Here is a 22513-nt window from a genome sequence, read left to right as displayed (position 1 = left end):
TTCGAGAGGGAAACGCCGGAAACGCCGCCTCGGTTCCCGCCTGTTGCGAGCAGCCGGCTTTTACGGAACGAGGAGCGCCCTTGCTGCGTTGACTCGAAGCCGGCTCCCTGCCGGCGATCGGGGGATCAATTCGACCATGAACATCGTCAGCCGGCCCGGGCGCCTCGGCACGCCCTGTCTTGCCTGTCCCTTGCGGCTGAAGCCGGCTTTCCGGGACAAGACCGATGATGAGATCCGCTTCATCCAGACGATGAAGGTCGATCACCGGTTCATGCGCGCCGGGGGCGACATCATTCATCCCGGCCAGGAGGATGCCGAACTCTACACCCTCTATTCTGGCTGGGCCTTCCGCTACAAATCCCTGCCGGACGGGCGTCGCCAGATCCTCAACTTCCTCCTGCCGGGGGATCTCGTCGGTCTGCAGGCTTCGCTGCTGTCGGCTGCTGAGCACGGTATCGAGGCCCTGACGGATGTCGAGCTCTGCGTCTTCCCGCGCCGGCGCCTCTGGGATCTCTTCGAGCGGATGCCGACGCTGGCCTATGAGGTGGCCTGGCTCGGTTCGCGCGAGGAATGCATGATCGACGACAATCTCACCTCGGTCGGGCAGCGCAGCGCCGGCGAGCGCCTCGCCGCACTGATCATCTCGCTCTATCACCGTGTCGACGCGCTCGGCCTGGTCGCCGATGACAGCTTCGCCTTTCCGCTCTCGCAGCAGCAGCTCGCCGATGCGCTCGGCCTCTCGCTCGTCCATACCAGCAAGACCTGGTCGCGCCTGCGCCGGGAAGGATTGTTCGCGCTGTCGGGAGGGAGGCTGACCCTGTTGAACCCGCGCCTGACCGCGCGGATGGCTGCGGCTTACGAACAGATCACGGCGCCAAGGCCGCTGATCTGACGGCTTTGCTTGCGACCGATGCGGAAAAGGCTTGGCGAGAGCCAGCTCTTGACCCCATATGCCGCGCAGGTAACGTGATTTGCGTCAGACGCGTCGTCTCTGCGGCGTTCAAGGGGTGTCATGTCTTCGACGATTCGTCATCGCCCAACGCGAGCCGCCTCGCTGGCCGCCCGTCTCGGGCAGTCCCGCGTCGCGACGCGGATCGAGGGCGAGGTGCGCGTTACCGCCGCCGATCTCGTCGATTGCGTGGCCGAGGCGAAGCTCAAGGTCGCCGCCGTTCGCTACAAGGTCGAGGGCGAGGTCCGCAGCACGGCGGAGAAATTCAAGAGCCGCGTCAGTGACGCCAAGGCGAAGCTCGGCGACGAGGCGCGCTTCATCAAGTCCTGGATCGACGATCCCCGCCGGACCGGCTCGGTCACGCCGTCGAGCCCCGCTCTCGCCAGGCGCATGGCGTCCTTCGTCGACCCCGAGCAGCCCGGCCCGGTGATCGAGATCGGCCCCGGCACCGGCCCGGTCACCGAAGCGCTGATCGAGCGCGGCATCGACGAAAGCCGGCTGATTCTGGTCGAATACAGCCCCGAATTCTGTGAGTTGCTGCGCAAGCGCTTCCCGCGGGCGACGGTGGTGCAGGGCGACGCCTATGCTCTGTCGGCAACGCTGTCAGGCCACCTTCCGGAAAAGGCGATCGCGCTGGTTTCCAGCCTGCCGTTGTTCAACCGCCCGCCGGCAACCCGATCGGCGCTGGCGCGCGAGGCTTTCCCGCTTCTGGTCGAGGGCGCGCCCTTCATCCAGTTCACCTATTCGGTGATCTCGCCGATTCCGCGCAAGGGCTCCGGGCTCAAGGCCTTCGTATCCGACTGGGTGCTCCGCAACATTCCACCGGCGCGAGTCTGGGTTTATCGCCAAATTCGCTGATTTTTGGCATGATTGACGCTGCGTCATCGTGCTGTGCCGTGGATTTAGGTCGTTTCCACACGAAATCGTAAGACCTCGCTGTTAGGCAGCGCTCGCGATCAGGTGCCTGCCGGCCTGCTTGCCTGCGAGGAGCCTAACAGCCGATGAGTGGCGCCGTCCTCCGTTACAGTTTGCCCCGCTGGCGCGTGACGCGCTGGCTGGCGGATGCCGGACCGGATGTCCCGCCCGAGATTCGGGTCGCGCTGATCGCCAGCCTTTACGGCACGCTGCCGATCTTCGCCGGCGGCGTCATCAATTCGCTCGCGGTCTCCTTCCTGATCGCCTGGCGTATCCCGACCCTGCCATTCGCCCTCTGGTGCGCCTTCGAGGTGCTCTGCTGCGGCATCCGCCTGGTCGTCCTGATCTACGCCCGCCGCCGGGCCGCGCGCGGTGCTTCGACGCCGACCGATCTCTATCTCCTGCTCGGGGTCGCCTGGGCAGCCGGCATCGGCGCGGGCACCTTCCTCAGCCTGACGAGTGGCGATTGGGTCGTGGCCACGCTGGCCTGCCTTTCCGCCGCCGCGATGGTCGGCGGTATCTGCTTCCGCAATTTCGCCGCACCGCGCATGGCCGGCCTGATGATCGGATTGACGCTGGGGCCTTGCGTGCTCGCCGCCCCGTTCCTGTCCGAGCCGATCATGCTGATCACCTTCATGCAGATCCCCTTCTACCTCTTCAGCATGGCGGTCGCGGCCTACAAGCTGAACGCCATGCTGATCTCGACCATGCGGGCCGAGCGCGAGAACGCCTTTCACGCGCGCCATGACGTGCTCACCGGCCTCTCCAATCGGGCCGGGCTGGCCAAGGCCTTCGCGACACGGTTCGAGAGCGAGGCGGCGCCGCGCGGGCTTGCTCTGGTCTATCTCGACCTCGACGGCTTCAAGGCGGTCAACGACAATCATGGCCATATGGCGGGCGATGCCTTGCTCCAGCTCGTCGCCGAGCGCTTGCGCGGCCTCGTCCGCAGCTCCGATATCGCGGCGCGCATTGGCGGGGACGAATTCGTCGTGCTCTCCGAGCAGACCGAGCGGACGCAGCTTCAGCGCTTCGGCGAACGCATCGTGCGCGAGATTTCGGAACCCTATGAGCTCGACAGCGGCCACCAGCTCGCCATAGGTGCGTCGGTCGGCATTGCGCTCGCGCCGGAGCACGGACGCGACATGAACAGCCTGATGTCGGCGGCCGATGCAGCGCTCTATCAGGCGAAGTCGCGCGGCAAGTCGCTCTGTGTCATCGCCGGGCAGCGCTCCGTTCTGGATGCGCGCGTTTCGAGCGGGCGCCATCCGCGATTGCAGTAAGGCCTATTCGATCTCGCAGGCGTCGCTCGCGGGCATCAGGCGCCAGAGCCCGTCATCGGGTTTCGCCGGGATTTTCACCGCGCCATCGGCGATCTCCTCCGCATCGTAGGGATTCGGGTTGGCGACGATCCCGCCATTGCGGATATCGAGCGCACCCTGCGGCCCGCTCTCCAGGCGCCAGCTTCCGGCATCCCATTCCGGCACGCAGCGCAGGCCCTTGCCCTGCGGCTTGCAGAAGCCGCCGAGCTGGTAGTCAAAGCGGTTCGCGGTCGTGCGCTGCCTCAGGTTGAAATAGAGCGCGACATAGACCGCCGCATGCGGCTCGGCCTGCCAGTTGCCGGGCTTGTGGACCAGGCGGATCTTCACGACCTTCTGCTGCGGATGCGCTCTGAGATGGGCCGCGTCGTAAGAACGCTCCCAACAGGCGTCCTGCTTCGGAGGAAGCTCGCTTTCGAGCGGCCGGGCGGTGGCCGGCAGGGCTGCGATCAGCAGGGCGGAAACGGCGGCGGCGCGGCGCATTCTGAGGGCCTCCGGCTTCGGAGCTTCAGATCACCGCAGTTTCGTTTCGGCCGCAATGGCTTTCCCCGGCGCTTGACCGCAAGCCCGGCCTGAGGCTTGGCTGTCGCGCCGAGACGAAGCAGCCGGAGCGGGAAGCGTGACGGATATCGGGCGGCTTGTCCGCGACATCGCCGATGAGATGCGCGGCGCCGAGGAGCGCGGCGAGGTCGCGACCTATATTCCGCCGCTGGCCCGCATCGATCCCCGCCAGTTCGGGCTCTGCGTCGTGACGGCGGATGGCGAGATCCATGCCGCCGGCGACAGCGAGGAGCTCTTCTCGATCCAGAGCGTCTCGAAGGTCTTCGCCTTGACGCAGGCGCTCGGCAAGGTCGGCGACACGCTCTGGCGCCGGGTCGGGCGCGAGCCTTCGGGCACGCCGTTCAATTCGATCGTCCAGCTCGAGCGCGAGGAGGGCGTGCCGCGCAATCCCTTCATCAATGCCGGCGCGCTCGTCGTCGCCGATATCAACCTCGCGGGCCACGAGCCGCGCGTCGCCATCGGCGAACTGCTGCGCTTCATGCGCTATCTCGCCGATGACGACACGATCATTATCGACGAGGCCGTGGCACGGGCCGAGCAGGCGACCGGCTTCCGCAACATCGCGCTCGCCAATTACATGAAGGCCTTCGGCAACATCACCCATCCGCCGGAGCTGACGCTCGGCGTCTATTTCCACCAATGCGCCATCGCCATGAGCTGTCGCCAGCTCGCCATGGCCGGGCGCTTCCTGATGCATGGTGGCTTCTACGAGCCCGGCGGGCCGCGCGTCGTCTCAGGCCAGCGGGCGCGGCGCATCAACGCGCTGATGCTGACCTGCGGCCATTACGACGCTTCGGGTGATTTCGCCTTCCGCGTCGGCCTGCCCGGCAAGTCCGGCGTCGGCGGTGGTATTTTGGCGATCGCGCCCGGCAAGGCCGCGATCGCGGTCTGGTCGCCCGGCCTCAATGCCAACGGCAATTCCCTGCTCGGCACGCTGGCGCTGGAGCGCCTGACCGAAGCGACGGGCTGGTCGGTCTTTGCGCGGTAGGAAGAAGGCTCGTCATGCTCGGGCCTGACCCGAGCATCTCAGGACGCGGAGGCTCTGGAACCTGTTTCGGCAAGAGATTCTCGGGTCTGCGCTTCGCTTCGCCCGAGAATGACGGCGGGGTGCCAGCTTAACTCCGCAACCCCGGTGCTTCCTGCCCGGTGCGGGCGACATACTCCGTATAGCCCCCGCCATAGGCATGGACGCCATCCGGCGTCAGCTCCAGCAGGCGGTTGGAGAGCGCGGCGAGGAAATGCCGGTCGTGGCTGACGAAGAGCATCGTGCCCTCGTAGTTCGAGAGCGCGGTGATCAGCATTTCCTTGGTGGCGATGTCGAGGTGGTTGGTCGGTTCGTCCAGCACCAGGAAATTCGGGGGGTCGTAGAGCATCATCGCCATGACGAGCCGCGCCTTCTCGCCGCCCGAGAGCACGCGGCAGCGCTTCTCGACATCGTCGCCCGAGAAACCGAAGCAGCCGGCCAGCGACCTGAGCGACCCCTGCCCGGCCTGTGGGAAGCGGTCCTCCAGCGCCTCGAACACGGTGCGCTCGCCGTCGAGCACCTCCATGGCGTGCTGGGCGAAATAGCCGAGCTTCACGCTGGCGCCGATATTGACCGTGCCGGTATCGGCCTCGGTCGTGCCGGTGACGAGCTTCAGCAGAGTCGACTTACCGGCGCCGTTGACGCCGAGCACACACCAGCGCTCCTTGCGCTGGATCTGGAAGTTCAGCCCGTCATAGATGCTGCGGCTGCCATAGGCCTTGCCGACATTCTTGAGACTGACCACGTCGTCGCCCGAGCGCGGCGCCGGCTGGAACTCGAAGGCGACGCTCTGGCGCCGCCGCGGCGGCTCGACGCGCTCGATCTTGTCGAGCTTCTTCACACGGCTCTGCACCTGCGCGGCATGCGAGGCACGCGCCTTGAAGCGCTCGATGAAGGCGATCTCCTTGGCGAGCATCGCCTGCTGGCGTTCGAACTGCGCCTGCATCTGCTTTTCGGCCAGCGCGCGCTGCTGCTGGTAGAACTCGTAATCGCCTGAATAGCTCGTCAGCGCGCCGCCATCGATCTCGATGATCTTGCCGACGATGCGGTTCATGAACTCGCGATCATGCGAGGTCATCAGCACGGCGCCGTCATAGTTCTTCAGGAAGGATTCCAGCCAGATCAGGCTTTCGAGGTCGAGATGGTTCGAAGGCTCGTCGAGCAGCATCGCATCGGGGCGCATCAGCAGGATGCGGGCGAGCGCGACGCGCATCTTCCAGCCGCCGGAGAGGCCGCCGACATCGCCCTCCATCATCTCCTCGCTGAAGCCCAGGCCCGCGAGCACCTCCCGCGCCCGGCCGTCGAGTGCATAGCCGTCGAGCTCCTCGAACCGGCCCTGCACCTCGCCGTAGCGGGTGATGATCTCCTCCATCTCGTCGGCCCGGTCGGGATCGACCATGGCGGCTTCGAGTTCGGCGAGCTCGGCCGCGACCGTGCTGACCGGGCCTGCCCCGTCCATCACCTCGGCGACGGCGCTGCGCCCGGCCATCTCGCCGACATCCTGGCTGAAATAGCCGATGGTGATGCCGCGATCGGTCGAGACCACACCCTCGTCGGGCGCCTCCTCGCCGGTGATCATCCGGAACAGCGTGGTCTTGCCGGCACCGTTCGGCCCGACGAGCCCGACCTTCTCGCCCTTCAGAAGCCCTGCCGAGGCCTCGATGAAGACGATCTGCTTTCCGTTCTGCTTGCTGATGTTCTCGAGGCGGATCATGGAAATGGGGAACCTTGGAGGAATGCTCCCGCGGCACTAAGCCATCGGGGCGTATCGGGAAAGCTTGGAGAGCCTGCTGTCAGGCCGAGATGACGGCGCTGCGGGCATTGGCGGCGCTCAGCAGATCGGCAGGCGCCAGCGCGATCTGCAACCCGCGCTGGCCGCCATTGACATAGACAAGCGCCTCGGACGAGGCCGCCTCGTCCACGATCGTCGGCAATCTGCGCTTCTGGCCGAAGGGGCTGACGCCGCCGACCTTGTAGCCGGTCAGGCGCTCGGCATCGGGCACCGGCATCATCGCCGCAGCCTTCCCGCCGAAGGCGGCCGCGACCTTTTTCATGCTGGCCTCGCGGTCGGAGGCGAGCACGATGCAGACCGGCTTGCCGTCGACCTGCGCGATCAATGTCTTGAGCACGCGCTGGGCCGGCTCGCCCAGCGCGTCTGCCGCCTGCAACCCGACGCGCTCGGCATTCGGATCGTAGGTGTAGCTGTGCAGCTCGAAACGGATTCCGAGCTGCTTCAGCGCCAGCGTGGCAGGGGTCGTCTGTGCCATCGTCCCGTCGTTGTGGGGAAACATAGAACTCTGACTCTCTCTGCAGAGATTTCCTCGAAATATCAACGGCCTTCGCTCTTGCGCATTCGACAGTCTCTGACTCGCCTAAGCCAGATAGGTGACTCGATCTAGGGCTCTTCGCAAAAGCCTGACTCATAGAAAAATCCCCCAAAATTTTGCTCTTCAGGGCTTCTCAGGCACGTCCATTCGGCGTCTGGAACGGCTGATCACCCGCGTCCTGGTTCGCGCAGCGTCGAAGAAACCAGTCCCTACCGAGCTGATTGCTGCAGAACCGTGACCCAAGATCTCTAGTGGATCGTGAAAACCAGACTCACAGAGCCGCAGTGACGTCAAAAGCGGTTTCTCTGCTGCAACCGAGATAACGCGGTGCCTCCGCGGCGCACGGACTCAATCGGCCGGAGCGCGCGCGCTCGCCATTCGCCTTAAATCGCGGTCCGTCCGCTGCTGAGGAGGCCCAAAATGCCCTATGGGCCGCCTGCGCGCGGCCGGACGACCGCCGGAGGGCTCGACCGTCAGACTGCCGGTCACGCGAAAGCGTGCCCCATCGTTTTCAAGTCACCGAAAAAGGCTGCCCCAAAACTGAAATTACGCGCTGAATTGCGACTCGGTAGCTTCGCTGAACGGAAAAAGCAGACCCAGATCAGCGAAAGAGCCTGTCGGTGCTAGGTTTGTAAATCGCGATCGTCGTCTCGATTGGGCTCCGTGACGATGGCTGAGCACGTCGAGGCGGTCGGAAGCCCGATATCTGTCCGTTCAGGCGCCTTCGGTGCACGGGACTGCGAGTAGGCGGTGGGCTGCACGACCCGGCCGGCCAGTCATAGGGGATCTCCTGCGCCGAAGGCGGCCGCCGACATCGGCAACGCGCCTGCGCAAGCTGAATTCCTCTGGAACACAAGGATCGGCCGCAGCCGCCCGCCGGTTGCTTCACGAATAAGATCGTCTTTTGCAGGTCAGTTTACGGAGCAGTTTATCTCCAAGAACCGACGCGTCGCAGGAAGCGGACTCCAGTCTGATCGCTGCGGCAAAATCCAGACTCAACCTAGCTTGGCTTCGATGATGGAAATTGGGCTACGGTCTGCGAAGTTATTCGTTGGGAGCTAGGGGCGAGCCGATATCGCGGCTGATCGAGCCAAACGTAACCGATAGATTTCGAGCACGGCTGACATCGCCGCAGGCCATTGGAGAGCAGGATGTTCACCCACGTCATGATCGGCAGCAACGACCTGGAAAGGGCGCGCGATTTCTACGACGCCACGTTCACCGCCTTGGGAGGCGAGCCGGGTGAGATGGATGCCCGAGGCCGGCTAATCTATGCCCACGAGGGCTGCCGGCTGATGATAACGAAGCCGATCGACGGCAATCCGGCAACCGCGGCGAATGGTGGGACTATCGGTATCGCCGCTGCGAGCCCTCAGCATGTCCTCGCTTGGCATAAGGCGGGCAGCACGCACGGCGGGACGGCGATCGAGAGCCCGCCCAGCGAACGCCCGAACGGCGCCTTCGTCGCCTACCTTCGCGACCCCGACGGCAACAAGCTCACCGCGCGCTCCCAGCCGAAGAAATAGTCAAAGTCGGGCTCGCGGTGGCCTGCTCCCAACAAAACATTGTCTCTTCGCGCAGTTCTTCCGCAGAAATCGGACTCTTCGGCTCAGCAGGTCGAAAAATCCTGACTCGGAAGAGGAAGGCAGGAGCTTTAGAAGTCCAGCGACGCCGGTAGATGGGCGGTGGCGCACCGGCTCGTCGGCTCCTATCGTTGCGGGCGCGAAGGACGCAGGGATAGACACCGACGACATGAAGACGAGCTCTGCTCAGGCCTACCTGTTTGATGACGCGCCCGGATACCGGGAGACACCGCGGCCAGCGCCGAGGAAGCGTCCTGCGGCAACCCCTCAACAAGCCGGCTGGGACGACGAAGAAGCGGCTCAACGATTGGAGCAGAGCGGTCGCTTCAGGATTCTGCGGAAGCTTGCGCCGCGGACCGTCATTCCGCGGGCTGAAAGCGCCTTCCCGAACCTTGCGGTCCTCGTCGATACGGAGACGACGGGGCTGAACCATGCCAAGGACGAAATCATCGAAGTTGGCGCGGTTGCATTCACCTACGATGATGAAGGCGCGATCGGCGACGTCGTGGGCGTATTCAGCGGCCTGCGCCAGCCGTCCGAACCGATCCCCGCGGAAATCACGCGGCTGACAGGCATCACCGACGAGATGGTTGCGGGACTGAAAATCGACCTCTCGGCGCTCGATGCGCTGGTCGAGCCTGCAGATCTGATCATCGCCCACAATGCCGCATTCGATCGGCCGTTTTGCGTTCACACGGAGGACTGCGTGGAGGAAGGCCGACGACTTTTCGAGGATGCTGCCCGCTTTTCAACCCCAGGATTTCTTCACCGGTCGGATGGTCGGCTGGGCGATGCTCGAAGGCCCCTTGGGTGGTTTGAAGCGACGAGCCTCACTGAGGGCAGCCGGTCGGGAGCTGCCCGACGGGGCAATCGCGTTCTCGGAAACGTGGACGTTTGACGATAGCCAGGTCGATGAGCTGTGGTGGCTGATAAAGCCGGTCGGCGGCGGCAAATTCGAAGGCTCGGAGCCATCCTTAGACGGCACGGCAGAGGGGTGCGCGTCCGGCTGCGCTTTCCACTGGGTCTACACTCGCAACGTTCCCGGCAGAGACGGCGAGACCACGAAGCTGAACTTCGACGACTGGTTCTTCCGAATAGACGAGAGCGGGACGATGGTGAAGGGCACAGCCGGCCGACTAGGTCTGCCGTTTCTCACGGCTGTCGTGACCTACCATGAGCCGTAGCGGAGCTGTCCGCATGCCGATCGACAAGACACTTCCCCAAAGACCGTTCAAAAGGTTGGGGTGCGGGTTGTTTTGATGATCGTGTTCCAAGCAGCGCATTTCCGAAGAGGGGTGAATGGCGGACCTTACCGAAAACGACGCCGCGCTCGTAGCGCGCCTCCTCGAAATCATCGCGAGCGAGGGATTGGTGAACCGCGACAAGCTGGACCTCAGCGCAGAGGTCGAGGACATCGGGCTTGAACTGGATGATCTGACCCTCATCGGGAACGCGATCGAACGCGAGTTCGACTGCGACATGCTACCGGACGAGGAGATGCAGGCCTGCACAACGGTTCGGCAACTCGTAGCACTGATTGGCCGTAGGCTGCAGGAGCGAGCCGCGGATCAATCGGAACGGGCACCATGACGAAGTCGCGGCCGTTGAAATCGGCTTTCGCCCATTCGCTGGACCACGCTCTGCGTTACACACGCTGTTGACCCGGCCGCGCTTAGGCGAGCGGTGAGCGCATTCCTCCAGCGCTATTCGGCGTCTGGGTTCCTGCCATGGCGCCTGTCCAGCACTCGCATAAGCGGCGTGACCGTTATTCCGTGCATCACCACCGACATGAAAATCGTCAGTCCGACGATCGACCACAGGCGAGCGCCGCTGTCGACCTCGCCGATTTGGTTGAGGCCGTAGGCGAGATAGTAGACGGAGCCGACACCTCGGATACCGAAGAAGGCGATGGTCGCTTTCTCGGCCTTGCTTGCGTTGTGACCCCAAAGCCCGATCAATCCTGCGACCGGGCGGATCACGAGCAGGATCACGAGCGAGGTCGCGACTTCCAGCCATCCGAGAGGCGCCAGCAGCCCGCTCACCAACGCGCCTCCCAGGAGCAGAAGAAGCGCCATCATGGCTAGGCGCTCAACCTGTTCGGTGAGCTCGTGCATATTGAGTTGGAAGTCGTGATCCCTGTCGGAATGGCGGAATGTCAGGGCTGTCACGAAGACGGCAAGGAAACCGTAACAGTGAAGCAGCTCGGTCAGCCCATATGAAACGAAGGTGGCGGAGATCGCGATCAGCCCGTCGCCCGTCCGAGCGAATTTCGCCTTTGCAGGGGCGTGAAAGGTCAACCACCCGAAGGCTCTCCCCACGACGTAGCCTCCCGCGACCCCTGCGCCGATTTCCCAGAGAACATTGTAGGTTAGCCATTCGATCAGCCACGGTTTTCCGGTCGATGTCGCTAGCGAGAGGGCGATGGCGAGGTGAACGAACGGAAAGGCAAAGCCGTCGTTCAAGCCCGCTTCCGAGGTCAGGCCGAAGCGTACCTCGTCCTCTTCGCCAGACCCCGGCGGCCCGACTTGGACATCGGCAGCCAGCACAGGATCGGTCGGCGCGAGCGCGGAGCCCAGTAGCAACGCCATTGTCCACGACAGGCTTAGCCACCAGCCTGACAAGAGGGTAATCGCGGCGATGCTGAGCGGCATGGTGATCGCGATCAGCCGCCACGTAATCCCCCAGGTCCTGAAGTCGAACACCCGATCCAGCTTCAGGCCCGCGCCCATGAGCGCGATGATGACCACGATCTCCGAGAGGCGCTCTGTCATCCGCGGGTAGCGCATAGGCAGTGGGTCCAGTGAGACCCAAGGAAGAGAAAAGATCGCCGCGCCCAAGCCGAGGCAGGCGATCGGGAGAGAGAAAGGCAGCCGCCGCAGGGCCAATGGCAGCCAAACGACGAGTGCGACGAGCACCCCCACACCCGTCAGGACGAGGATATAGGGGTCGGGAGCGAGGTCAGGCTTGAATTGCATGGTAATCAAACCTGCGGCCCGTCGGATCGATCCCGCGCGATCGAAGCTCGCCGCCTTTCCTTTATCCAGCAGGAGAGCGCCGGGGATACGAGGGTACCGTCGACGCGGCCCGAGCGCCGCGAGCGCGATGCGTCGAGGCACCCGTTCCCGGTTAGGCGGCCAGCTTGGCGGCGGCCATTTCGATTTCTGCCACGAGGCCGGAAGCGCGCCAGTCGAACTCCATGCGGGCCCCGAGCTGCGATTTGGCCGCGCGGTCGACGAGCAGGCTCCCGAAGCCCTGCCGTTCGGGATTGCCCACGATTACAGGCCCGCCTTGCTCCTCCCATCGCAGCAGGACGCGCTCGCCGGCAGCCTGGACGGTCACCCGCACCTTGCCGGCATCGGTAGAAAGAGCTCCGTGCTTGACGGCGTTTGTGGCGAGTTCGTGGAACACGAGGGCGATGGCGGTCGACGAGGACTGGCCCACTTCGACTTTGTCCCCGTGGACCTCGATGCGGCTCTTTCCGCCGCCGTTGTACGGCGCGATCAGACGGCCGATCAGGTCTGAGAGAATGTCGGGTGAATGGTCGCCCACTTTTTTGAGGACGATGCTGTGGGCTCGGCTGAGGGCCGAAATCCTGCCGACAATATCCTGGGCGAAGCTTGCCGCTGTCGGCTCCTCCCGCGCAGCCATCGATATCAGGCTGCCGATCACGGTGAAGATGTTGCCGATGCGATGCTGGAGCTCGCGGGCAATCAATTCGCGCTGCTCCTCCGCCGTGCGGCGCGCAGTGATGTCGATATGGGCTCCAACGAGCTTGATTGGCTTCCCAGCATCGTCGCGCTGGATCTCCGCCTTCGCCAGAATCCATCGCAACTCCCCGTCCGCGGGCCGAACGATCCGGTATTCGGCCTCGTACTCGCAGTCGGAACCGAAAACGCTGCGATGGAAGTGGCTGACGATACGCTCACGGTCTTCCGGGTGAATCCGCGCGACCCACGCCTCGTGCGTTTCGTCGGCCGCCTCGGGCGGCAGGCCGTGAACCGCGAGATATTCCGGCGAGCGCTTATTGCGAAACGCACCCTCTCGGAGGTCGACCTCGAGGCCCCCGATCTGGCCGATACGCTGAACGCGTGCAAGCTCGGCCTCTCGCGAGCGCAACTGTCTGAGTGCCTCGTCTAGCGGCAAATTAGCCCCCGTGCTCAAACTGACATTCACCTCGGTAACCGTCGCTGTTGCCGCTCGCTACCGTTTTCTTGCGACCGGCGACCGATAACCGGCTTGCAGGATCCTACACTCGGTCTTTCGTGGAGACCTTCCAGGCGCCGGCTGTGATTTGGCGCCCGGAGCTTGCCGTAGACGAAAACTCCACTGCGGCGCATCGCCTCGGGAGATGCATCGAGCGCATGCGCAGAACCTCGTTCGCTCGCGGAGAAACCAAAGAAGTGCGGCTGAGTTTTTCGCCGTCTGGACAGGGCTTTCTGCAACATGGCGCAAACGCTGGTCGTGTGCCGGGTGGGCACGCAGTGGGCATTCCGTGATGTGACCGGAGCGTTCTACGGGCATTCCTCTGAACTGCATTCCACCATGGAATTCGCGCAGCACATGGCTGCGCGGGCGGGTAGCCATGTCGTCCTAAGCGCAGAGGCAGACGAGGCGCTTCTCTCCTCTACATGTTCCAAGGCGGTTGACTCCGGAGGGGCCGCCGAGAAAAATCTCGTCCTCGTTTCGCATCGCTATGGGCGCGCCTTGGACAAGCGCGGCGGAGAAAGTGAAACCGACAGTCGACGCCTACACGGTCGCTCTGCCTTGGTATGAGCGCGAGGACTTCGAGCGGCTATGGGCTCTCGCGCATGACAAGGCCGAGATGCCGAAGGATTATGACGACTGGCACGCCGCTGCAACGAGGGTCATCAACGAATGGTTGGCTCGTGGAAGGGTGCTTGAGATCGTTACGGTAAGGCCGGACGAGTTTCTGTCATGGCTCGACGCGCAGGGGCTGCTGAATACGGCCGCCTCACGCTTGAAGTACGTCGAGGAGCGAGCATCGGGAGCTCAAGGTCCTTCCCCCAGCGGCACATCTCAGGGCTAGCGGAATGTGGCGCCGTCGCTGCATTAGCACCGGACTCGACACTGTTGTTCCCCGAACGCGTCGACCTGTGCGTAAGGTCAGCCGGAGACCCTCGCGATACGATTGGGGACGCCACCCCGGCCCCGCTGCCAGCAGAAATGGCACATCGGAACTAGTAGCCTCGCGATCCATTGATCCGCTCAAGGGAGGATCGAATGGCAGACGACAGGACCAACCGCGGCTACCGGGATCGCTCTCGCATCGATGTGAGTGAAGACTGTGAAGTCCGCTACTGGACCGACAGGCTCGGGGTGTCCAAATCGCAGCTTGAGGAAGCAGTCCGAGAGGTCGGCCCCGCGGCGGAAGCCGTGGAAACCGAACTTCGCAGGAAGACCCTGGCGGGCGGTCCGTGAACAAGACTCTCACGATCCGCAGACTGGGTGACGACTGGCTCATTTGCGAGCCTGGCTCGCGCACCCGCATTGTTTCGCCCGGGCGCGGTGTGGTGGAGCGCATCGTGGCCGACTGGAATGCAGAGGAGACGAAGCCTGTGAATATCGATTCGATCGCGGCCTACCAAGCGGCAGCGGCAAAAATCCACCAGCTTGCCGATGCCAGAGAAGGGTCGCCGGAGGCGGCCGAGTTAGCTGCTTTGGTCGCGGCGGTGAAGGATTGGGGAGAGCGCGGGCAGGGCGCTGGGGCAGCGTCAGCTCCCGGAGACTACAAAACGCCCGCGCGGCCGGGCCAGCCAGGCAATGAGCGTGAAGAGAGGCAAGGCCCCAATCCCCTCTCAGCCCATTCCAGCGGTCCCCACCCGCCATACGACGTCAACGATCAGGAGGGCGCGGCAGCGGAAAAGCACGCCGAGGGGGCATCCGAACACCAGGAGTCGGCTGCGCCCGCCAATCGCCCGAGCGGAAACATCAGGTCGACGTAGCACGAGCGAACGGCCATCTCACATGACGACGCATCCAATTCGGACCTTCGAGGAACTCGCGCTGGCCTTGAAGCGCTTCGAGGAGCTGTTCGGAGCCGCCGAAGGGTCTCCCGCGGCTAGCGAGCTGCGGAATGTGTCCGCCCGCCTCAGGAGCTTCGAAGATAGGGTCGCGGCCGGACTGGCAGCTCAAAACACCCGATCGCGGTGCACGCTCGATCGATTGTCAGCCTACTGTCAGAAGCCAGCGAACTCGCCGTAGCCGCAATGCCATCGCCAGCCCCCCGTATCCCCCCGGGCCAAACCATACCTCTGACGAGGCGGGCGTCAGCGGACTAAGCGTAGATAGGCTTGAAAGCGCCGGGATACTGGCGGAGCGTCTCATCTCGCTCTGCCTTGCGAGAAAGGAGCGCGTTGTGGTGGCGGAATCGTGCACCGCCGGCTTGCTCGGCCAGACGCTCTCATGCTGTTTCGGCGCTGCGACTGCGTTCGAGGGCGGTTTCCTGACTTACACCAAGGAAGCCAAGTCGCAGATGCTGGGTGTACCGAGGGATTTGCTTAGGGGCTGCACGGCGGTTCACCGCCGCGTCGCGGTCTCGATGGCCGAGGGTGCGCTCGCACGGAGTCCCGGCACGGTCTCTCTGTCGGTTACCGGGGTTACCGGCGACGCTCCAGACGAGGACGGCAACCCAATCGGTCGCGTGATTGTAGGTTGCGCGACCGCGGGAGGGACGCAGACAATCCACTGCGAGTTCGGACGACTGACTCCGTCCGCGCTCAATCAGTTGGCGGTCGCTGCCGCGCTGGCATTCGCCTTGCGCCAACTCGGAGACGAAAGCGACTCTCCGGCCTTCTAAACTTTCGCGCTGTCGCGGTTGCCCTCGAATTGGTCCGTGCCCTGCAGGGCCGGCAGCCAGTGCTCCCGTCGCGGCACCCACAACTCGTACTGGAGGGTAAGCGTGCTCGGAGCGTCGTCGAGGGAACCGACGCGGATCTCGATCTCGTTGCTGCCATCGCTGGACGCGAAGAGCGTCGACCCGCAACTTGGGCAAAACGTCCGGTGATCGGTCGAGCTTGTCCACTGACTGGTCTGGCCCGCCACTCGAACCGCGTCGCTTGGCCATACCGCGAAGGTCATAAAGCCGACCCCGTCTCGCGCCGGCACGTCTGGCAGTGACAGAGGCCAGTCCTGGTCGGGTTCCCGGCCGCCCGGTAGCGCACCGCGCCGCAATTACAGCCGCCGCTCCTTACCACCGCCATCGGCGCTACTTCTTCACGACCGGGCGGCCCGGGTCTATCGGGCTCCAAGAGGCGGAGGGCTTCCGATCGCCGTCCTCCGTCGTGGGAGGAGTCTGTTTAGTCGGTTTGGGCTGCCCCGCCGCAGGCGTGTCCGAGCCGGGCCGAGGCCTGCTGTCCGTCGCTCGTCGGGGTTGGCCGACTGTGTCGTACTTGGGCTTGGACATTGCGCTTCCTCCACGTGTTCTGCGCGAAGAATTTCGGACGCGTTGTTTAGTTCCGCGAAAAACAGGAGGGCTAGGACGGCTTCGTGCCTCGTGAACTTCTTTCGGCGGCAAGATCGGGGCATCGCATGCCTCCGCCATTTCAAGACCGATCAGCGTCTCGCCCTGGGGATCGGGCGAAACGTCAGACAGCTGCGGCTAGGCAAGAAATTGGACCCGCTCAGATGCCTGAAATCTCGCCAAGGGCGTGAGGAACAGCGGGCATCCCCGAGGTGTTGGATCTCACCGTCACCATCGGGATCGCAGCATGGAAATCCGCGTCGGCTACCGCATTGAGATCACCACGACGCAGCCTCTGTCGTGCATGACGCTGCTCGACCCACACCCCAGCCGCGGGGGCGATGTGGTCGGTGCCCCGACGCCCCGAGTCACGTCGCTTGTCGACGGCACGGACGTGCCGGTCCGCGAATACACCGACGGGTTCGGGAACAGGTGCCGGCGGCTCATGGTGCCCACGGGCGGCACACTCTTCACAAACGACATGATCGTCCGTGATGCCGGCGTCGCCGACCAGTGGGACAAGGACGCGCCAGAGGTCCCACCGGACGACCTCCCGTCCGAGGTCATCGAATACATGCTGTCCAGTCGCTACTGCGAGGTCGACGAGTTGTCGGCCACGGCATGGAGCCTGTTCGGCAACTTCGCTCCTGGCTGGAACCGCGTCCAGCAGATCTGCAATTACGTCAACGCGCAGATTAGGTTCGACTACCAGTTCGCCAGGAACACTCGCACCGCCGCGCAGGCGATGAATGAGCGCGTCGGCGTCTGCCGTGACTTCACACACCTCGCCATCGCGCTATGCAGGGCCATGAATATTCCCGCCCGCTACTGCAACGGATTCCTCGGCGATATCGGCGTTCCCCCCGACCCCGCGCCGATGGACTACAATGCCTGGTTCGAGGCGTATCTCGGCGGCAAGTGGTACGTTTTCGACGCGCGCCACAACATGCCGCGGATCGGTCGCATACTGGTGGCGCGAGGGCGGGACGCTGCCGACATCCCCATGATCCACACCTTCGGGCCTCACGTGCTCCAGCGCTTCGAGATCGTAACCGAGGAGGTCGCCGCCGCCGCGGGGTGATCCGGAACATCCCAACCAAGGTGGCGTTGGATCAAACGACGCCGCATGGGCGGTAAGGTTATAGGAGATGCTCCGATGGGTAGCACGACCGACAAGATCAAGGGCATGGCCAACGAGGCCGCCGGTAACGTCAAGCAGGCCGCCGGCAAGGCGATGGACAAGCCAGGGCTGCATGCCGAAGGCGTGGCGCAGGAGCGCAAGGGCGAAGCCCAGCAGGCGCTCGGCAAGGGCAAGGAAGCCGTGAAGAACATCGTCGACAAAGCCTGAACGGCTCCGTTTTCGTAGGTGGGGCGGTCGCCGAAAGGCGCCCGCCCTTTTTCTTTTGAAGTCTCGGCGAGAGCATCGCCGAGGCTTCGCAGCATCAGGCGGCCTTCGCCACGGCAGCGCTGTTGGCCGGACCGCCGAGCTGCGTTAGCGTCTTGTCGGTCTTCGTCTCCTCGGCGAGCGTGGCGTCCAGCAGCTTCACTGCGTCCTTGTGGCCAAGCTGCTGCGCCCACGCTTTGAGCGTGCCGTAGCGGGCCATCTCGTAGTGCTCGACAGCCTGCGCGGACGCCACCAGGCCGGCGTCGATCGCGGGGCTGTCGCCGTAATCCTCGATGACCGCCTTGCCTTCCTCGATGATCCCGAGGATTGCGTCGCAGGTCTTGCCGCGCGGGGCCTTGCCGATCAGCTCGAAGACCTCCGCGAGGCGCTCGACATGGCCCTCGGTCTCCTCGCGATGGGTTTCGAAGGCCTTCTTGAGTTCTGCGGACTGAGCCGCTTTCGCCATCTTGGGCAGCGTCTTCAGGATCTGCTTCTCGGCGTAATAGACGTCCTTGAGCATGTCGTGGAACAGGTCGTCGAGCGGCTTCGGCGTCGTGGCCATGGTCGTCCTCCAGCATTGGGTGGGTGGTGCAGGCCAAACGGGCGCCAAGCGCCCGAGTTCCTTCCCCATTGAGGGCGTGACGGTGGAACTTTCGTGGGCAACTTGCCGTTTGGTTGTGCATCGCGGCAAACGCCGCCGACTGCCTGATGGAGACCATCATGAAGAAGCTGCTCATCGCAACGTTGATCGCCTCCGCGACGTCCTTCGCCGCCGTGGCCCAGACGTCGACGACATCGCCCATGCCGGCGCCCAAGGCCGATGCCGACAAGAACGCCCCGCTGCCGGGTGCCAACAGCTTCACCGAGGGCCAAGCCAAGAGCCGCCTGGAGTCGAACGGTTATTCCAACGTCGGCGCCCTCAAGAAGGACGACAACGGCGTCTGGAAAGGAACGGCCACTCATTCCGGCGCGCAGGTCAATGTCTCCGTCGACTATCGCGGCAACATCACCCGCAACTGACCCGTGCCGCTCACACCCCGAACTTTGGAGAACGACATGACCCGCACCCTGACCCGATCCTACGATAACCAGGCCACCGCCCGCTCGGTCGTCGAACAACTGGAGGCAGCCGGCGTCTCTAGCAACGCCATCAGCCTCGTGGGTCGAGACGGCGACACCGGTGAGACCAATGCCGCAGAAGGCGCCGGCATCGGCGCGGGCGTCGGCGGCGCCGCTGGCCTGCTGACCGGACTCGGACTTCTCGCGATCCCGGGCGTTGGTCCCGTCGTCGCGGCCGGCTGGCTCGCGTCCACAGCGGCGGGCGCCGTCGCCGGTGCCGCCGCCGGCGGACTGGTCGGCTCCTTCGTGAAGGAAGGCCACGACGAGGATGAGGCCAACTACTACGCCGAGACGGTTCGCCGCGGCGGCTCGGTGGTCTCCGTCCGGACCGAGCCGGAGCACGAGGCCACCGTGCAGGCGATCCTCGACGGCGCTACGCCGATCGACCGCTCGACCCGTGAGGCCGACTACCGTGCCGGCGGCTGGTCGCGCTTCGACGAGAACGCCGATCCGTATGTCCGTGAAACCACTGCGGCCGGCCGCGTGCCGCCAGCGGTCATCTGATCGAACCGCCCGCGTATGATGGACGGCCCCGGTGATGCCGGGGCCGTTCCGTTGGCAGGGCATTGGTGACAATGGAGTTGTTCGCGGCTATTATCGAGGATTCGTTTTGATCCAGCACATGAGGCGCGGAACTCCGCGACGAAGCCGGTCTCTGGATAGCTCGTTCAAAGCCAAGATAAAATCGGGACTGTTTCGGGGTAATGCTCACCGGTGCGCACGTGCGCCTGGAAAGCTACGTGCAGCTGCGCGAGGAGGGCGTCTTCGGTGGCTGCCAAGCGCGGAGGCAAGCTGGGGTAGGTTGGAACCTTTGCTGTTGGCTGCTGTTCGCAGGGTTTAACCACCCAAACTGTGGAGGCAGGCATGCCACGGGGTGATAAATCCAAATACACCGAGAAGCAGGAGCGCAAGGCCGACCACATCGCCGAGGGCTACGAGAAGCGCGGAGTTTCCGAGAAGGAGGCCGAGCGCCGGGCGTGGGCGACCGTCAACAAGGATGATGGCGGTGGGAAGAAGGCGGGCGGATCCGGGCGGGGGAAGGAAACCGGCCATCCCGCCGCGCACAAGGGCGGTAATGCTTCTGCAGAGCGCAGCGCCGCCGATCGATCAGCATCGGCAAAGAAAGCGGCGGCGACGCGAAAGCGCAATGCCGAGCACAGAGCTAACCACTGAAAAGAAGTTGGAACAGCCCTGTGTCTGGGTCGTTCGTTCCAAGACCGGTCAATCGGTCAACTCACCTCAAACCGAGATTCTCCGGCGCTTCGGAGAGCAACCTATGGAGCGAGTGATGGCTCATAACCAAGGCTTCGCTAACAACCCCGACAAGGCCCGCGACGCGGGCAAGAAGGGAGCCGAGCACAGCCACCAGAACGAAGGTGGGCAGCAGTCCGCATCGAACAGCGATCGCCACCAGAGCGGATCGCACGGCACCGAGCGTGGCGGATCGGGCAACTTTGCCAATGATCTCGGGCGCGCGTCGGAATCAGGTCGCAAGGGCCGCCAGCACTAATCAGCGTCGTAGTGCGAATTGGGTGGGCGGGTCCTTTGGGGCTCGCCCTTTTCGCAGCAGGGAGGCCAGCATGCTTCAAGTCCAGACGATAACCAGAACCTATGAGACGTTCGAAGATGCACGAAATGTCGCGGCCCGCCTGGCCGAGGCTGGCATTCAGCCAGAGAGGATCGGCCTTCTCGGACAGTGAACCGGCGGAGACGACAATAAGGCTGCAGCGGCGGGAGTCGGAGGCGCTGCTGGTGCCGCAACGGGGCTCGCGCTTGGCTTGGGCGCCCTGACCATTCCGGGCGTCGGACCGATCATTGCGACCGGCTGGTTCCTCTCCGGCGCGGTGACCGGCGCATTGGCAGGAGGCGTTCTGGGCGCGCTGGTCGATGCCGGTGTACCGGCGAATGACGCCGAACGTCACGCCAGCGAACACGCGCTGGGTCGGTCTGTGGTCTCTGTGCGTGTAGAAGAGCCCGACGTCGCGCTGACAACGCGGATCATGGATGCCGCAATGCCTGTCGAAGCGGGTGAAAATCCTCAAGCCGACCTCGCCAAGGTAGTGTCCTGACGCCCATTCTCGGCCGGAAAGCCTCGGGGGGAACTAGTCCTGGCCGAGACGGTTCGACGATAAAGCGCTGGGGGGCGATTGGCTGGCGGCAGCGCCGCTGCCCGACCCAAGGAATGTCGAATGTCCGTCAAAGATGCGATGATCCACGAAGACGGTCTTCCGGGGCATGAATCCGCCCTGACACCGAAGCCGAACTGGGAGCCGCGTTATCCGGGAAGCGGTCGCCTCAATGGAAAGGTCGCGCTCATTACGGGGGCGGACAGCGGCATCGGCCGCGCGATTGCCGCGCTTTACGCCCGCGAAGGTGCGGACGTCGCGATTGTCTACTTGAGCGAACATGATGATGCCAAAGAGACGGTGCGCATTGTTGAGCAAGAGGGTCGGCGAGCCATCGCGATCGCTGGCGATATCGGCGAGAAAGCGTTCTGCAGCACTGCCGTGTCACGGGCGATCGAGAAATTCGGGAAGATCGATATCCTGGTCAATAACGCAGGCGAGCAGCATCCCGACAAGGATATCACTGACATCACCGAGGAGCAGCTTCGCCGGACGTTCCAGACCAACATCTTCGGCATGTTTTTCATGACGCAAGCCGCGCGACCGCACCTCCAAAGTGGCGCCGTTATCGTCAACTGCACGTCCGTGACGAGCTACCAGGGGTCCAGCGAGCTGCTCGATTACAGCTCGACCAAAGGCGCGATCACCGCGTTCACGCGAGCCCTTTCAGAGAACCTGGTTGGGAAGGGAATACGCGTGAATGCGGTGGCTCCCGGGCCGATCTGGACGCCCCTCAACCCGATGGGCGGAGCAAGCCCCGAGAAGCTGAAGCATTTTGGCAAAAGCACGCCGATGAAGCGGCCGGGACAGCCGAACGAGGTCGCGCCTAGTTTCCTGTTCCTGGCTTGCGAAGATTCCAGCTACATGTCCGGTCAGGTGCTTCACCCGAACGGCGGCACGGTCGTGAACGGGTAGGAGGCCAATGCCGATCGACAGACCGCCCCCACCTAAAGCAAAAAAGGCAGCTATCGGCGTCGTTGCCGTGGTCGCCTTAATCATCGTGGCGATATTCATCGGCTTCAACCTGAACCACGCTCAGACGCAGCGTGAGCTGCAATCCGGCCGGGTTGATTTAAGAGATGCTCCGAAGAGCTCTACGGACCTGCAGGCGCCGTGGCCTCCTCAAAAATGACGAGGCTGCGCTGAATACGATCGTGTCGCGCAACTCTCAATGAAAAATGCCCGTGGTGAAGCTGCAATGCGCTACTAGAGGTACTGACGACACCGGCTGAGGGAGAGTGATGCGCTGCCATTCTCGCAGCTCTTGCGTTCAAGCGAGCGGTGCCCCGTCCGCATCTATGCGGAGAACGCGCCGTTCGACATGAAGGACTACCTCAAGGGCAGGAGCCATCGCTGATCGGATGGATGCGATGGCAGGCCGAGTGCTTGGTGGATCGAGCCGAGCGAGAGGGCTCTGCTCGCTGCGCCGCCCCCTATTCGCATGCACTCGCAGTCTAGCTTGAAGCTTCAGCCTCGGTCCCGTCGAGGGACAGGCTCGCGACATAGATGGGAACACCGGATTCGTCCCGAACCACGACACGGAGGCCAATATGATCAGAGGTCGGCAGCTTCTCGCCGATCATAACCGCCAGGATCGACTTTGCGGCATGCTTCGCTGCTGCGGAATCAGGAAAATCTACCCCCTCGTCATCCGTATCAAGGGCAGAACCGTCATCGGTATCAAAGTAAAACCGTGCCATCTCAGCAGAATGCCGCTCGCCGGCTCAAG

The 22513-nt window shown here is 64.0% G+C and carries 27 protein-coding genes and 2 pseudogenes; 21 read left to right on the top strand and 8 right to left on the bottom strand.

Features of this window, described 5'->3' with window-relative positions; all coding sequences use genetic code 11:
- The first annotated feature begins 136 nt into the window (after window positions 1–136).
- From AC1RLU_RS21160 to AC1RLU_RS21150, 3 genes are all read left to right on the top strand, one after another.
- Window positions 137–892, top strand: a complete 756-nt coding sequence (locus AC1RLU_RS21160; RefSeq protein ID WP_492798027.1) for a Crp/Fnr family transcriptional regulator — start codon at window positions 137–139, stop codon at window positions 890–892.
- A gap of 120 nt (window positions 893–1012) precedes the next feature.
- Window positions 1013–1807, top strand: a complete 795-nt coding sequence (locus AC1RLU_RS21155; protein WP_492798025.1) for a class I SAM-dependent methyltransferase — start codon at window positions 1013–1015, stop codon at window positions 1805–1807.
- 143 nt (window positions 1808–1950) lie between these two features.
- Window positions 1951–3144 (top strand): GGDEF domain-containing protein, encoded by a 1194-nt coding sequence (locus AC1RLU_RS21150; RefSeq protein WP_492798024.1) that lies wholly within the window; start codon window positions 1951–1953, stop codon window positions 3142–3144.
- Between the two features lie 3 nt (window positions 3145–3147).
- Here AC1RLU_RS21150 and AC1RLU_RS21145 read toward each other — a convergent pair whose 3' ends face one another.
- Window positions 3148–3663, bottom strand: a complete 516-nt coding sequence (locus AC1RLU_RS21145) for a hypothetical protein (RefSeq protein WP_492798023.1) — start codon at window positions 3661–3663, stop codon at window positions 3148–3150.
- Between the two features lie 136 nt (window positions 3664–3799).
- On the opposite strand from AC1RLU_RS21145, the gene AC1RLU_RS21140 reads away from it, so the two are divergent.
- A complete protein-coding gene (locus AC1RLU_RS21140; protein ID WP_061970846.1) occupies window positions 3800–4729 on the top strand; it encodes a glutaminase in 930 nt (309 codons plus the stop codon).
- Window positions 4730–4856: 127 nt separating this feature from the next.
- Here AC1RLU_RS21140 and AC1RLU_RS21135 read toward each other — a convergent pair whose 3' ends face one another.
- Together AC1RLU_RS21135 and ybaK are read right to left on the bottom strand one after the other, a co-directional pair.
- Window positions 4857–6479: an ABC-F family ATP-binding cassette domain-containing protein gene (locus AC1RLU_RS21135; RefSeq protein ID WP_061970844.1), complete on the bottom strand. Its 1623-nt coding sequence runs from the start codon at window positions 6477–6479 to the stop codon at window positions 4857–4859.
- Between the two features lie 79 nt (window positions 6480–6558).
- A complete protein-coding gene (ybaK, locus tag AC1RLU_RS21130) occupies window positions 6559–7032 on the bottom strand; it encodes a Cys-tRNA(Pro) deacylase (protein WP_492798022.1) in 474 nt (157 codons plus the stop codon).
- A gap of 1211 nt (window positions 7033–8243) precedes the next feature.
- Here ybaK and AC1RLU_RS21125 point away from each other — a divergent pair.
- The 4 genes and pseudogenes from AC1RLU_RS21125 to AC1RLU_RS21110 all read left to right on the top strand — a co-directional run bounded on the left by AC1RLU_RS21125 (window position 8244) and on the right by AC1RLU_RS21110 (window position 10265).
- Entirely contained in the window at window positions 8244–8618 is a 375-nt protein-coding gene (locus AC1RLU_RS21125; RefSeq protein WP_492798021.1) for a VOC family protein, read from the top strand.
- Window positions 8619–8844: 226 nt separating this feature from the next.
- Window positions 8845–9363 (top strand): annotated as a pseudogene (locus tag AC1RLU_RS21120) (exonuclease domain-containing protein); the annotation flags it as partial.
- Entirely contained in the window at window positions 9338–9859 is a 522-nt protein-coding gene (locus AC1RLU_RS21115) for a DUF3833 family protein (RefSeq protein ID WP_492798020.1), read from the top strand. The pseudogene AC1RLU_RS21120 and the gene AC1RLU_RS21115, both read left to right, overlap by 26 nt.
- A 115-nt stretch (window positions 9860–9974) precedes the next feature.
- Window positions 9975–10265, top strand: coding sequence for a phosphopantetheine-binding protein (locus AC1RLU_RS21110; protein ID WP_492798019.1), 291 nt, complete (start codon window positions 9975–9977; stop codon window positions 10263–10265).
- A gap of 113 nt (window positions 10266–10378) precedes the next feature.
- Here the strand turns inward: AC1RLU_RS21110 and AC1RLU_RS21105 are convergent, their stop codons facing one another.
- Together AC1RLU_RS21105 and AC1RLU_RS21100 are read right to left on the bottom strand one after the other, a co-directional pair.
- On the bottom strand, window positions 10379–11650 hold the full coding sequence (locus AC1RLU_RS21105) for a cation:proton antiporter (RefSeq protein ID WP_492798017.1): 1272 nt from the start codon (window positions 11648–11650) through the stop codon (window positions 10379–10381).
- Window positions 11651–11801: 151 nt separating this feature from the next.
- Window positions 11802–12848, bottom strand: a complete 1047-nt coding sequence (locus tag AC1RLU_RS21100; protein WP_492798016.1) for a PAS domain-containing protein — start codon at window positions 12846–12848, stop codon at window positions 11802–11804.
- A 553-nt stretch (window positions 12849–13401) separates the two neighbouring features.
- Here AC1RLU_RS21100 and AC1RLU_RS21095 point away from each other — a divergent pair.
- From AC1RLU_RS21095 to AC1RLU_RS21080, 4 genes are all read left to right on the top strand, one after another.
- Window positions 13402–13722, top strand: a complete 321-nt coding sequence (locus AC1RLU_RS21095) for a hypothetical protein (RefSeq protein WP_492798014.1) — start codon at window positions 13402–13404, stop codon at window positions 13720–13722.
- 194 nt (window positions 13723–13916) lie between these two features.
- Entirely contained in the window at window positions 13917–14114 is a 198-nt protein-coding gene (locus AC1RLU_RS21090; protein ID WP_492798013.1) for a DUF3606 domain-containing protein, read from the top strand.
- Window positions 14111–14638: a hypothetical protein gene (locus tag AC1RLU_RS21085; RefSeq protein ID WP_492798011.1), complete on the top strand. Its 528-nt coding sequence runs from the start codon at window positions 14111–14113 to the stop codon at window positions 14636–14638. Before AC1RLU_RS21090 ends, AC1RLU_RS21085 begins: the two co-directional genes overlap by 4 nt.
- A 131-nt stretch (window positions 14639–14769) precedes the next feature.
- Window positions 14770–15492: a CinA family protein gene (locus AC1RLU_RS21080; RefSeq protein WP_492798009.1), complete on the top strand. Its 723-nt coding sequence runs from the start codon at window positions 14770–14772 to the stop codon at window positions 15490–15492.
- On the opposite strand, the pseudogene AC1RLU_RS21075 reads toward AC1RLU_RS21080, so the two are convergent.
- Window positions 15489–15895: pseudogene (locus AC1RLU_RS21075) on the bottom strand (GFA family protein). The gene AC1RLU_RS21080 and the pseudogene AC1RLU_RS21075 overlap by 4 nt on opposite strands.
- Window positions 15896–16402: 507 nt before the next feature.
- On the opposite strand from AC1RLU_RS21075, the gene AC1RLU_RS21070 reads away from it, so the two are divergent.
- Both AC1RLU_RS21070 and AC1RLU_RS21065 read left to right on the top strand, forming a co-directional pair.
- Complete coding sequence (locus tag AC1RLU_RS21070) at window positions 16403–17236, top strand: transglutaminase-like domain-containing protein (protein WP_492798008.1); 834 nt, start codon at window positions 16403–16405, stop codon at window positions 17234–17236.
- Between the two features lie 75 nt (window positions 17237–17311).
- Window positions 17312–17503, top strand: a complete 192-nt coding sequence (locus tag AC1RLU_RS21065) for a CsbD family protein (RefSeq protein WP_173044595.1) — start codon at window positions 17312–17314, stop codon at window positions 17501–17503.
- A 94-nt stretch (window positions 17504–17597) separates the two neighbouring features.
- Here the strand turns inward: AC1RLU_RS21065 and AC1RLU_RS21060 are convergent, their stop codons facing one another.
- Entirely contained in the window at window positions 17598–18101 is a 504-nt protein-coding gene (locus tag AC1RLU_RS21060) for a YciE/YciF ferroxidase family protein (protein ID WP_492798006.1), read from the bottom strand.
- Window positions 18102–18259: 158 nt separating this feature from the next.
- Here AC1RLU_RS21060 and AC1RLU_RS21055 point away from each other — a divergent pair, with 158 nt between their 5' ends.
- The 7 genes from AC1RLU_RS21055 (at window position 18260) to AC1RLU_RS21025 (ending at window position 21916) form a co-directional block, all read left to right on the top strand.
- Window positions 18260–18559, top strand: a complete 300-nt coding sequence (locus AC1RLU_RS21055) for a PepSY domain-containing protein (RefSeq protein ID WP_492798004.1) — start codon at window positions 18260–18262, stop codon at window positions 18557–18559.
- A 36-nt stretch (window positions 18560–18595) separates the two neighbouring features.
- Window positions 18596–19162, top strand: a complete 567-nt coding sequence (locus tag AC1RLU_RS21050) for a hypothetical protein (RefSeq protein WP_492798002.1) — start codon at window positions 18596–18598, stop codon at window positions 19160–19162.
- Window positions 19163–19522: 360 nt separating this feature from the next.
- On the top strand, window positions 19523–19831 hold the full coding sequence (locus AC1RLU_RS21045) for a plasmid stabilization protein (RefSeq protein WP_492798001.1): 309 nt from the start codon (window positions 19523–19525) through the stop codon (window positions 19829–19831).
- A 115-nt stretch (window positions 19832–19946) separates the two neighbouring features.
- Window positions 19947–20168, top strand: a complete 222-nt coding sequence (locus AC1RLU_RS21040) for a KGG domain-containing protein (RefSeq protein WP_492797999.1) — start codon at window positions 19947–19949, stop codon at window positions 20166–20168.
- Window positions 20169–20436: 268 nt separating this feature from the next.
- Window positions 20437–20727, top strand: a complete 291-nt coding sequence (locus AC1RLU_RS21035) for a hypothetical protein (RefSeq protein WP_492797998.1) — start codon at window positions 20437–20439, stop codon at window positions 20725–20727.
- A gap of 120 nt (window positions 20728–20847) precedes the next feature.
- Window positions 20848–21699, top strand: coding sequence for an SDR family oxidoreductase (locus AC1RLU_RS21030; RefSeq protein WP_492797997.1), 852 nt, complete (start codon window positions 20848–20850; stop codon window positions 21697–21699).
- A gap of 7 nt (window positions 21700–21706) precedes the next feature.
- On the top strand, window positions 21707–21916 hold the full coding sequence (locus AC1RLU_RS21025; RefSeq protein ID WP_492797996.1) for a hypothetical protein: 210 nt from the start codon (window positions 21707–21709) through the stop codon (window positions 21914–21916).
- Between the two features lie 322 nt (window positions 21917–22238).
- Here the strand turns inward: AC1RLU_RS21025 and AC1RLU_RS21020 are convergent, their stop codons facing one another.
- Window positions 22239–22484, bottom strand: a complete 246-nt coding sequence (locus AC1RLU_RS21020; RefSeq protein WP_492797995.1) for a DUF6894 family protein — start codon at window positions 22482–22484, stop codon at window positions 22239–22241.
- Between the last annotated feature and the right edge of the window lie 29 nt (window positions 22485–22513).

It is taken from the genome of Allobosea sp. GW822-FHT05A11 (assembly GCF_058800455.1).
The sequence above is the reverse complement of the archived record's forward strand: the minus strand, read 5'-3'. Positions and strand labels throughout refer to the sequence as shown.

Excerpts from the sequence above, each read along its gene's own strand:
- AC1RLU_RS21160 (WP_492798027.1), top strand. The coding sequence starts at position 137 with ATGAACATCGTCAGCCGGCCCGGGCGCCTCGGCACGCCCTGTCTTGCC.
- AC1RLU_RS21155 (WP_492798025.1), top strand. The coding sequence starts at position 1,013 with ATGTCTTCGACGATTCGTCATCGCCCAACGCGAGCCGCCTCGCTGGCC.
- AC1RLU_RS21150 (WP_492798024.1), top strand. The coding sequence starts at position 1,951 with ATGAGTGGCGCCGTCCTCCGTTACAGTTTGCCCCGCTGGCGCGTGACG.
- AC1RLU_RS21145 (WP_492798023.1), bottom strand. The coding sequence starts at position 3,663 with ATGCGCCGCGCCGCCGCCGTTTCCGCCCTGCTGATCGCAGCCCTGCCG.
- AC1RLU_RS21135 (WP_061970844.1), bottom strand. The coding sequence starts at position 6,479 with ATGATCCGCCTCGAGAACATCAGCAAGCAGAACGGAAAGCAGATCGTC.
- ybaK (WP_492798022.1), bottom strand. The coding sequence starts at position 7,032 with ATGGCACAGACGACCCCTGCCACGCTGGCGCTGAAGCAGCTCGGAATC.
- AC1RLU_RS21125 (WP_492798021.1), top strand. The coding sequence starts at position 8,244 with ATGTTCACCCACGTCATGATCGGCAGCAACGACCTGGAAAGGGCGCGC.
- AC1RLU_RS21115 (WP_492798020.1), top strand. The coding sequence starts at position 9,338 with ATGCCGCATTCGATCGGCCGTTTTGCGTTCACACGGAGGACTGCGTGG.
- AC1RLU_RS21110 (WP_492798019.1), top strand. The coding sequence starts at position 9,975 with ATGGCGGACCTTACCGAAAACGACGCCGCGCTCGTAGCGCGCCTCCTC.
- AC1RLU_RS21105 (WP_492798017.1), bottom strand. The coding sequence starts at position 11,650 with ATGCAATTCAAGCCTGACCTCGCTCCCGACCCCTATATCCTCGTCCTG.
- AC1RLU_RS21090 (WP_492798013.1), top strand. The coding sequence starts at position 13,917 with ATGGCAGACGACAGGACCAACCGCGGCTACCGGGATCGCTCTCGCATC.
- AC1RLU_RS21080 (WP_492798009.1), top strand. The coding sequence starts at position 14,770 with ATGTGTCCGCCCGCCTCAGGAGCTTCGAAGATAGGGTCGCGGCCGGAC.
- AC1RLU_RS21070 (WP_492798008.1), top strand. The coding sequence starts at position 16,403 with ATGGAAATCCGCGTCGGCTACCGCATTGAGATCACCACGACGCAGCCT.
- AC1RLU_RS21065 (WP_173044595.1), top strand. The coding sequence starts at position 17,312 with ATGGGTAGCACGACCGACAAGATCAAGGGCATGGCCAACGAGGCCGCC.
- AC1RLU_RS21060 (WP_492798006.1), bottom strand. The coding sequence starts at position 18,101 with ATGGCCACGACGCCGAAGCCGCTCGACGACCTGTTCCACGACATGCTC.
- AC1RLU_RS21055 (WP_492798004.1), top strand. The coding sequence starts at position 18,260 with ATGAAGAAGCTGCTCATCGCAACGTTGATCGCCTCCGCGACGTCCTTC.
- AC1RLU_RS21050 (WP_492798002.1), top strand. The coding sequence starts at position 18,596 with ATGACCCGCACCCTGACCCGATCCTACGATAACCAGGCCACCGCCCGC.
- AC1RLU_RS21045 (WP_492798001.1), top strand. The coding sequence starts at position 19,523 with ATGCCACGGGGTGATAAATCCAAATACACCGAGAAGCAGGAGCGCAAG.
- AC1RLU_RS21040 (WP_492797999.1), top strand. The coding sequence starts at position 19,947 with ATGGCTCATAACCAAGGCTTCGCTAACAACCCCGACAAGGCCCGCGAC.
- AC1RLU_RS21030 (WP_492797997.1), top strand. The coding sequence starts at position 20,848 with ATGTCCGTCAAAGATGCGATGATCCACGAAGACGGTCTTCCGGGGCAT.
- AC1RLU_RS21025 (WP_492797996.1), top strand. The coding sequence starts at position 21,707 with ATGCCGATCGACAGACCGCCCCCACCTAAAGCAAAAAAGGCAGCTATC.
- AC1RLU_RS21020 (WP_492797995.1), bottom strand. The coding sequence starts at position 22,484 with ATGGCACGGTTTTACTTTGATACCGATGACGGTTCTGCCCTTGATACG.